Consider the following 1,315-nt stretch of genomic DNA (forward strand, 5'->3'; position numbering starts at 1 on the left):
CCGAGCTTCAGCTCCAGATGATCACCCAGAGGGCCGCCGAGCTCCGCGAGCAGGCCGACAGCCACCGCCTCGCCCGCGAGGCTCAGCAGGCCAGCGCCGTTGCCCTCCAGCCCCGACCGCCTCGGAGACCGCTCGCACAGCTCGGCCATCGCGGGCAGCGAGCGGATCAGCTCCGCCACCTTCACGGTGCCGAGTGGCGGGGCCGGGTTCCACCAGCGATGGGCCCGCAGGCTGAGCCGCCCGACGTCGATCGAGCCGTCGCCGACGCACGCCTCGTCACCCACCGCGACCTGAGGCATCGGGTCGGTGACCACCATGGCGTTGGGCAGGCGGGTGGCCTGCCCGGTCACCACCGCGATGACCTGCGGTTCCAGCTCGGTGCGTACCTCAAGGTAGACGCCGGCGGGGAAGGCCGCCAGCACCCGCGCCGGGCGGCGAGGCGCCTCCAGTACCTGGCGCAGGGTCGTGCTGGCCGCGCCGGTGCCATGTGTCCGCACGTGCACGTGCCGCGCCTTTGGGCGCGTTCCAACGCTCATGAGCGCTCCTCGGCAGGCCCCGTGGGTGTGAAGGTGCTCTCTCCAGCGGTTCGCTCGCTCACGGACTCCCCCATCCATTGAGCCGTACGGTAGAACGGGCGTGGACGCAGGCCGTACGGATAAAGCTGCCAACAGTCAGCCCAAAGGTTGGCTCTTCCTGACAGACGGGTCTATCGGTCACAATCGCCTCATGGAACCTCCCGTACGGCCGGCGAGCACCGGAACGATCATTCACGGAGTCGCCGTCGGCGAGGTCCTCGGCGTCTCGACGCTGGCGGGAGCCCGGCTGATCGCGGGAGAGCGGGGCCTGGACCGGGTGGTGCAGCGGCTCAACGTGATGGAGGTGCCCGACGTCCTGGCCTGGGTCAAGCCGCACGAGCTGCTGCTCACCACCGGCTACCCGCTGCGCAACACCCCCCAGTCGCTCGGCAGGCTGGTGGCCGACCTCGACGAGCGCGGTCTGGCCGCGCTGGCCATCAAGCTCGGCCGCTACCTCGACGAGTTGCCGGAGGAGATGGTGGAGCAGGCCGACCGGCTGGGCTTCCCGCTGATCCAGCTTCCCGACGACGTCGGTTTCGACGACATCCTCAACCAGGTGCTGACCGACATCCTCAACCGCCAGGCCGTCGTGCTGGCCAGGGCGGAGGAGGCGCACCGGGCGCTGGTCCAGGTGGTGCTCGCCGGGGGCGGGCTGCGCGAGGTGACGGCCGAGGTGGCGGGGCTGCTCGACGTGGGCGTGGCGGTGCTGGACGGGACGGGCCACGTGCTGGCCTCGGCCG

General features: G+C 71.3%; 1 protein-coding gene and 1 pseudogene. One reads left to right on the forward strand and one right to left on the reverse strand.

Features of this window, described 5'->3' with window-relative positions:
- Positions 1 to 536: pseudogene (locus ABZ260_RS51175) on the reverse strand (hypothetical protein); the annotation flags it as partial.
- Positions 537 to 726: 190 nt separating this feature from the next.
- Here ABZ260_RS51175 and ABZ260_RS51180 point away from each other — a divergent pair.
- The coding region (locus tag ABZ260_RS51180; protein ID WP_355633272.1) for a PucR family transcriptional regulator ligand-binding domain-containing protein at positions 727 to 1,315 on the forward strand (589 nt) is incomplete at its 3' end.

The sequence above is a fragment of the Streptosporangium sp. NPDC006013 genome, assembly GCF_040614275.1.
Lineage (GTDB): Bacteria > Actinomycetota > Actinomycetes > Streptosporangiales > Streptosporangiaceae > Streptosporangium.